General features: G+C 63.1%; 6 protein-coding genes. 1 reads left to right on the forward strand and 5 read right to left on the reverse strand.

The genetic code is table 11. The features are described 5' to 3' along the window. Positions 1-117: 117 nt before the first annotated feature. Positions 118-2,556 carry a DNA topoisomerase (ATP-hydrolyzing) subunit B gene (gene gyrB / locus ACK5L9_RS15420; RefSeq protein WP_416912356.1) on the reverse strand — a complete coding sequence of 813 codons (2,439 nt, stop codon included), beginning with the start codon at positions 2,554-2,556 and terminating at the stop codon, positions 118-120. A 166-nt stretch (positions 2,557-2,722) separates the two neighbouring features. On the opposite strand from gyrB, the gene ACK5L9_RS15425 reads away from it, so the two are divergent. Then, on the forward strand, positions 2,723-4,240 hold the full coding sequence (locus tag ACK5L9_RS15425; protein WP_416912357.1) for a phospholipase D-like domain-containing protein: 1,518 nt from the start codon (positions 2,723-2,725) through the stop codon (positions 4,238-4,240). Here the strand turns inward: ACK5L9_RS15425 and ACK5L9_RS15430 are convergent. The 4 genes from ACK5L9_RS15430 to ACK5L9_RS15445 form a co-directional block, all read right to left on the reverse strand. Further along, positions 4,237-4,872, reverse strand: coding sequence for a LysE family translocator (locus tag ACK5L9_RS15430; RefSeq protein WP_416912358.1), 636 nt, complete (start codon positions 4,870-4,872; stop codon positions 4,237-4,239). The two genes, ACK5L9_RS15425 and ACK5L9_RS15430, sit on opposite strands and share 4 nt — an antisense overlap. Beyond that, entirely contained in the window at positions 4,869-5,948 is a 1,080-nt protein-coding gene (gene recF / locus ACK5L9_RS15435) for a DNA replication/repair protein RecF (RefSeq protein ID WP_416912359.1), read from the reverse strand. The genes ACK5L9_RS15430 and recF overlap by 4 nt, the downstream gene beginning before the upstream one ends. Further along, the gene (dnaN, locus tag ACK5L9_RS15440; RefSeq protein WP_416912360.1) at positions 5,945-7,063 is read right to left on the reverse strand and encodes a DNA polymerase III subunit beta; all 1,119 of its coding nucleotides are present in this window, start codon (positions 7,061-7,063) and stop codon (positions 5,945-5,947) included. The genes recF and dnaN overlap by 4 nt, the downstream gene beginning before the upstream one ends. A gap of 100 nt (positions 7,064-7,163) precedes the next feature. After that, a partial coding sequence (locus ACK5L9_RS15445; protein ID WP_416912361.1) for a helix-turn-helix domain-containing protein occupies positions 7,164-7,734 on the reverse strand: 571 nt, incomplete at its 5' end.

The raw sequence follows: 7,734 nt of genomic DNA on the forward strand, positions 1-7,734 counted from the left end.
ACCGAGGGCTGCGGCGTAGGCAAAAAGCGATGCGATCAAAATATCTCCTCCGTTCACCGGCATACCATGAAATAGCCTGGACCAGTCCAGAGAGGCGAAGGCCCCTGCGGCCTTGGGTCAGATGTCCAGATTTTCGACGCTCAGGGCGTTCTGCTGGATGAATTCGCGCCGGGGTTCGACCACATCGCCCATCAGCTTGGTAAACAGATCCTCGGCCTCGGCAACGTCCTCGACCCGGACCTGCAACATCGTGCGGGCGGCGGGGTCCAGCGTGGTTTCCCACAATTGTTCGGGATTCATCTCGCCCAGACCCTTGTAGCGCTGCAATGACAAGCCCTTTTCGCCCTCAAGGAATACCGCTGCCAGCAGGCCAAGCGGGCCAAAGATCGGCAATTCACGGTCCTTGCGGATCAGGCGCGCGGGCTGGCCATAAATGTCTTGCAGTGCCTGAGTCATCTCACCCAGACGGCGGCTTTCGCCGCTGCGCAGCATCTGGCCGTCCAGCGTGCGAACCTCTTCGACACCGCGCAGGGTCCGGGTCAGGCGGATCCCGGCATCTTGCGTCGGACGACCGGACCAGCCGCGTTCATATTCCTCGGCCACCATGTCCAGACGCGCGGCGATAGCGCTGGCCACCCCCTGCGCATCTGCGTCAAGCCGGCCTTGCACCAATGCGCCCGCAATCGCGGCCTGTTCGGTGATATGGGGCGGATAATGGGTCGGATAGGCGCGCAGGACGCGGCGGGCGGTGCGGGCCTCATCGACCACGCGGGCCAGATCATTGCCGATGATGTCCTCGCCAGTGCCAAGGCGCAACGCCGCCCCTTCGATGCCCTGCTGGACCAGATAATCCTCAAGCGCAGCCTCGTTCTTGAGATAGACCTCGGACCGGCCGCGCCCGACCTTATACAGCGGCGGTTGCGCGATATACAGATGCCCCGCCTCGATCAGTTCCGGCATCTGCCGGAAGAAAAAGGTCAGCAACAGCGTACGGATATGCGCGCCATCCACATCGGCATCCGTCATGATGACGATCTTGTGGTAGCGCAGCTTTGACAGGTCAAATTCGTCGCGCCCGATGCCGGTACCAAGCGCGGTGATCAGCGTGCCGATCTGATCGCTGGACAGCATCCGGTCGAACCGCGCACGTTCCACATTCAGGATCTTGCCGCGCAAGGGCAGAACCGCCTGATTTTGCCGCGACCTGCCCTGTTTCGCTGAACCGCCCGCACTGTCACCCTCGACGATGAACAGTTCGGACAGGGCGGGATCCTTTTCCTGTCCCTCGGCCAGCTTGCCGGGCAGGCTGGCCACGTCCATCGCGGTCTTGCGGCGGGTCAGTTCGCGGGCCTTGCGGGCGGCCTCGCGCGCCAGCGCGGCCTCGATGATCTTGCCGACGATCTGTTTCGCCTCGGCGGGGTTTTCCTCGAACCATTCGGCCAATTTCTCGCCCACCAGCCCCTCGACCGCCGGACGCACCTCGGACGACACCAGCTTGTCCTTGGTCTGGCTTGAGAATTTCGGATCAGGCACCTTGACCGACAGCACGCAGGTCAGCCCCTCGCGCGCATCGTCGCCAGTGAAATCGACCTTCTCACGCTTGGCGATGCCGCTGTCCTGCGCGTATTTCTGGATCACGCGGGTCAGCGCGCCCCGGAATCCGGCCAGATGAGTGCCGCCATCGCGCTGCGGGATGTTGTTGGTAAAGGGCAGCACGGTTTCGTGATAGCTGTCATTCCACCACATCGCGACCTCGACCCCGATGCCGTTCTTTTCGCCGGTGATGAAAATCGGTTCCGGCATGACGGCGGTTTTAGACCGGTCCAGGAATTTCACAAATTCGCGCACGCCGCCGTCATAGAACAGTTCCGTCCGCGCAACCTCGGCGTGGCGTTCATCCTCAAGCAGGATGCGCACGCCACTGTTCAGGAACGCCAGTTCCCGCAGGCGGTTTTCCAGCGTTTTATAGACGTATTCCAGATTGCTGAACGTACCGCCCGGATCGTTCGTCTTGGCCGAAGCCATGAAACGCACTTCGGTCCCGGTCTCGCCCGGCTCGGCATCGCCCGTAACGCGTAGATGTTCGGCGGTCTCACCATGTTCGAAACGCGCGAAATGTTCCTTGCCGCGTCGCCAGATCCGCAGTTCCAGCCAGTCGGACAACGCGTTCACCACCGACACACCGACCCCGTGCAACCCGCCCGAGACCTTATAGCTGTTCTGGTCGAACTTGCCGCCGGCGTGAAGCTGGGTCATGATCACCTCGGCCGCGCTGACGCCTTCGGTCGGGTGCATATCGACCGGAATCCCCCGGCCATTGTCACGTACGCTGACGCTGCTATCGGCGTGGATCTTGACCTTGACATAGTCGGCATGCCCCGCCAGCGCCTCGTCGATGCCGTTATCCACAACCTCATAGACCATGTGGTGCAGGCCGCTGCCGTCGTCAGTATCGCCGATATACATGCCCGGCCGTTTGCGCACCGCCTCCAACCCCTTGAGGACCTTGATGGAATCGGCACCATATTCAGCGGGTTGTGGGGCGGTGTTGGTCATGCGCAAGCGTTCCTGTCAATCTTGTGACGATATAGGCCCTTACGCAGGCAAAGTCACGGCAACGGCACGATTTTTCTGGTGTTTTGTGCATTCCCGCCGACCGGCTTGCCTAAACCGCCCGACTTGGGGAAGATCGCGCCGGAACCGGCACCTGAAGGAGCGTACGATGTCGTGGTTAAGGGGGCTTGCCCGCCTGCTGTTCTTGCTGGTCGTGTTGTGGTTTGTCGGACGGCTGGTCTTTGCCGTGCCCGGCACCGATGGCCGCCCACCGGAAACCGCGCTGCCCTTTGACCCCACGACCGCCTATGGTCCTGCCGCGGTCGAGGCCGCCACCGCGCATGCCGGACAAAGTGGAGTCGCCCCCTTGGGCGATCCGCATGCCGCGCTGCAAAGCCGGATCAGTCTGGCAAACCGGGCTGAACGGTCCATCGATGCGATGTATTACATCTGGCATGACGATATTTCCGGCAACCTGCTGCTGGACGCGCTGCGCCGCGCCGCAGAACGGGGTGTCCGGGTGCGGCTGCTTCTGGACGATAATGGCATTACCGGAATGGATCAGACGCTGGCCGCGCTGAATGCCATGCCGAATTTCAGCGTGCGGCTGTTCAACCCAGCGACGGTCCGCCAGCCCAAGGCACTGGGTTATCTGCTGTATCCGCTGCGCATGAACCGGAGGATGCATAACAAGGCGTTCGTCGTAGACGGGGCCGCCGTCATCGTCGGCGGGCGCAATATCGGCGATGAATATTTCGCAACAGGTGATGCGCCCGCCTATCTGGACCTTGATGTTCTTGGCGTGGGCAAGGTGGTCAGCGACACCGCCGCAATCTTTGACGAATACTGGAACGCGGTCCCCGTGCTGCGGCTTGAACAGGTCATCGGCGGCAATGGCGATCTGGTCCATTTCACCGCCGCCGTCAGGCAGGCGCAGGCCGCACAGCCGGAACACCCCGTCCCGAACCCGGCCGAGCGGCTGGGGCAGGGTCAACTGGCGCTGGAATGGACCGACGTGCGTGTGGTGGCCGACGACCCTGCCAAGGGCATGGGCGGTGCCACCCGCGATCAGTTGATGATCACCCGGCTGGGGAAGATCCTTGGCGGGGTGGATGCGCGGCTGGATCTGGTTTCGGCCTATTTCGTGCCCGGTCAGGCGGGCACGCGGTTCTTTACCGGACTAGCACGGCAGGGCAAAGAGGTTCGCATCCTGACAAATTCCTGGCAGGCGACGGATGTGCCCATGGTTCACGCAGGCTATGTCAAATACCGCCGGGAATTGCTGGAGGCGGGGGTGACTCTGTACGAATTGCGTCCGGCTGGCGCGATCCCGCAGGGACGGCAGGAACTGCACCATTTTGGCGCGTCAGGCGCATCGCTGCACGCGAAAACCTTTTGGGCGGACGATGCGCGCGTGTTCATCGGATCGTTCAACTTCGACCCGCGCTCGGCCTTGCTGAATTGCGAGATGGGGTTTCTGATAGAAAGCCCCACAATTGCGACTGCTGCGGACCGGACCATGACCGACGAATTGGCCGCCCGCAGCTATCGACCGATGTTGCAGGGTCATGACATGGTCTGGCAGGACACGGGTGGTGCGGTCCTTGATCACGAACCCGGCCTTGGCACAATGGACCGGATCAAGGTCTATATCCTGAATGTCCTGCCGATCGAGTGGCTGCTTTAGCCCGCCAGCACCTGCCCCAGCGCGATCACGCAGCCGACGGCAACCAGAAGCCCGCCGGAAATCAGGTTCATCCGCCGCATTCCGGCAGGTGTTGCCAGCCTTGCCCGCGCGGCGGAAACGGCGGCCCCGGCCCCGAGATTCAGGCAAAACGGGATCATCGCCGACATGACCACGATCACCACGACATCGGTGGCAGAGATCCGGCCAACATCGAAAAACCCCGGCAGCACACCGATGTAGAACAGCGCCGATTTGGGATTGCCGGTGATCGCCAACAGCCCGGCGGAAAACCCCGCCCACCGGCCGCGGTGCGTCAGGCGCGAATCCCTCGCCACCGGATCGGCGGCGTGGCGCAACAGCATCAGCCCCATGCCGATGAACACCACAGCCGCAACCCAACGCATTGCCCCGATCAGTGCATCATGCTGCCCGACCAGAACCGACAGCCCGAAAATCGCGACCAGAGGCCACAGCGCATCACCGATGGCCACACCGAAAGCCAGTGGCCAGACCCCCGAAAATCCCGAGGACAGGGCCCGCGCCATGATCGCCACCCAGACCGGACCCGGAGTCAGCCAGATCGCGACCATGGCTCCGGCGTAAAGCCACAGGGCTTCGGGGGTCGCTGTCATGTGACCTCTTCTGCGCAGGAAGCACCTTCCTGCTTGGCGATAGAAAGACGACAGGCGCGGCGGCCAAAGGCCCTGAACAATTCGGCGCCCGTGCCGGTCAAAAGGGTTTGCGCCGTCAGGACGGCGATTTCGTCATATAGTGCCGCGCGCCGGTTCTCATCCAGATGCGCCGCGACCTCGTCCAGCAACAGCACGACCGGCTGATCCGACAAGGCCCGTGTATTCGCAAGGATCAGCGACAGCAGCAACGCTTTCTGTTCCCCGGTCGAGGACAGCCCGGCGGGCATGTCTTGCGGCCCCCAATGCGCGCCCAGATCGGCGCGGTGCGGGCCGGTCAGGCTGCGCCCGGCAGCCAGATCGCGCGGGCGCATCGCCGCCAGGCGGTCGGCGATGCTGTTGGCATCGGCATCGTCGGCATACCCCTCGCCCGCAAGCAGGGTCAGGGTTGCGGCAGGAAAGGCGGTCGCCGCCCGGTCCTGCGCCGCCATGATCGCGGCCAACGCGGCCTGCCGGTTTTGCGTCAGCGCCGCGCCCGCCTGCGCCATCTGCGTTTCCAGCGCGCGATACCAGCCTGGATCGGCAATCTGATCGCGCAGCAGCCGGTTCCTTTCACGCATCGCCTTGTCATAGGTCAGTGCAAGTTCGGCATGATCAGGTGACAGGCTTAACGTGACCCGATCCAGAAACCGCCGCCGCGCCTCGGGCGGATCGGCCCATAGCCGGTCCATCGCAGGAACCAGCCAGATCACCCGGATCAGCCGGCCAAGTGCGGTCTGTGGCGCGGGTTTGTCGTCGATCACCACGCCACGCCCCTGCCCCGGCGGCGCAGCGGTCTCGACCGTAAAATCGGCGATCCGCGCCCGGATCCGCCAACCTGCATCCCGGCCCTGCCGCGCCTGATCGGGTGCGGGCGCACCACGCAGCCCCCGACCAGGCGCCAGCATCGACACGGCTTCAAGGATATTGGTCTTGCCCGACCCGTTCGGCCCGAAAATCGCCACGGGCCGCTGGTCCAGATCCAGCGTCAGACGCGGCCAGGACCGGAACTGCGCCAGCGAAAGCCGCGTCAGCGTCACACGCGCATCGGCATGACGACATAGACTGCGGACAGGTCGCTGCCCTCGCGGATCAGCGCCGCATCGCCCGAGCCGTTGAACAGGAACACCGCGTTATCGCGATCCACCTGACTGGCAATTTCATGCAGGTATTTGGCGTTAAAGCCGATTTCCAGCGCATCATCGGCATAGGCCACGATCAGCTCTTCCTCGGCGGCACCGGCATCGGGCGCGTTTACCGACAGGACCAGCCGGTCGTTTTCCAGCGCAAGCTTGACGGCCCGAGACCTTTCGCTGCTGACGGTTGCGACACGGTCCACCGCGCGGGCGAAATCAGCGGCGTCCACCTCCAGCTTGCGGGAATTACCCGAGGGGATGACGCGGGAATAATCAGGGAAGGTACCGTCGATGACCTTCGAAGTCAGGGTGATCGTCGGCGTGGCAAAGCGCACCTTGGTTTCGCTGACCGAAACGGCGATGTCGGCATCATCCTCGTCAAGCAGCTTGCGCAGTTCGGCCACGGTCTTGCGCGGCACGATCACGCCTGGCATTCCGTCGGCACCCGCCGGCAAAGGCGCGTCCACGCGCGCCAGCCTGTGCCCGTCAGTCGCCACACAGCGCAGCGCCGGGCCATCGTCGGACTGGGCGACATGCATATAGACGCCGTTCAGGTAATAGCGCGTCTCTTCCGTCGAGATCGCGAATTTCGCCTTGTCGAACAGACGCCGCAATTCCTTGGCCTTGGCCGAGAAATTGGCACTGTATTCGGTCGATGCCATGGCCGGAAAATCTTCTCGCGGCAGGGTCGCCAGACTGAAATTCGACCGGCCCGCCTGAACCGACAACCGCCCCGCCGCATCGTCCGAGGTGATCGCGACCAGCGCGCCATCGGGCAATTTGCGGGCGATTTCGTTCAGCATCACCGCGCTGACCGTGCTTGCGCCGGGACGCTCGACCTGCGCAACCGCACGATCCACGATTTCCGTGTCCAGATCGGTGGCGCGAAAGCTGACGCCGTCGGGCGTGGCCTCGATCAGCACATTGGCAAGGATCGGAATAGTATTCCGGCGTTCCACCACCGATTGAGCCTGCGATACGGCTTTGACCAGAACGGCGCGCTCAATCGAGAATTTCATCACTTTTCCCTGTCCCCAACGGCCTCAAGGCCCATCAATCGGACCTGATTTGTAACCGCCCATGGGGGCGGTCACAAGAACTTCGTGCAAGAAGGGCGGATCACGCCTCCAAAAGGCGTTTGAGCATGGCCAGATCTTCGGCCAGCAACTGATCCTCGCCCGCCAGCTCCTCGATCTTGCGGACGCCATGCATGATCGTGGTGTGGTCGCGCCCGCCAAAACGTCGGCCGATTTCCGGCAGGCTGCGACTGGTCAGTTGCTTTGACAGATACATTGCTATCTGCCGGGGCCGGGCGACATTACGGGCACGTTTCGGGCCCATCATATCGGCCAGCCGGATATTGTAATGCTCGGCCACCTTGCGCTGAATATCGTCAATGCTGATCTTGCGATCATTGGTGCGCAGGATGTCTGCCAGACATTCCTGGGCCACATCCAGCGTGATCTCGCGGCGCAGCAGGCTGGCATGGGCGAAAAGCCGCTGAAGCGCGCCTTCCAGAACGCGGACGTTGGTGGTGATCCGATGCGCCAGAAATTCCAGCACACCCGCGCCGATTTCCAGATCGGAATGCTGGGTGCGGAACGCCTCGGTCTTGGATTGCAGGATGCCCAGACGCAATTCATAGGTGGTCGGGTGAAGATCGACGATCAACCCGCAGGAAAGCCGCGAC

Source organism: Paracoccus sp. (in: a-proteobacteria) (assembly GCF_047973135.1).
Taxonomy (GTDB): Bacteria; Pseudomonadota; Alphaproteobacteria; order Rhodobacterales; family Rhodobacteraceae; genus Paracoccus.